This is a genomic window from Devosia alba (genome assembly GCF_039938915.1).
GTDB lineage: Bacteria > Pseudomonadota > Alphaproteobacteria > Rhizobiales > Devosiaceae > Devosia > Devosia alba.
Genome location: NZ_JBDUUI010000152.1, coordinates 1 through 237, shown reverse-complemented (window position 1 = coordinate 237; position 237 = coordinate 1). Strand labels below are relative to the sequence as shown.

Below are 237 nucleotides of genomic sequence, written 5' to 3'. Positions count from 1 at the left end.
TGAAAGTGATGCTGCCGCTGGTGAAGGAGCTGGCGAAGGCGGGGAAAGGCTGAGGTTTTTAAGTATAGCGCGGCCTGATGCCCTCACCCCAACCCTCTCCCACAGGGAGAGGGAGAAAACCATAAAAAAAACCCGCCGAGGCGGGTTTTTTTACGTTACTGCAGATTACTCTGCAGCAGCTTCTGCTTTCTCTGAACGATCAACCAGCTCGATGTAAGCCATCGGCGCGTTGTCGCC

Annotated in this window: 1 protein-coding gene; it reads left to right on the top strand. The window is 54.4% G+C overall.

The annotated features are described in order from the left end of the window. Positions 1 to 217: hypothetical protein (locus ABFY71_RS19400; protein ID WP_431021562.1), on the top strand; the 217-nt coding region annotated here is incomplete at its 5' end. Positions 218 to 237: the final 20 nt, after the last annotated feature.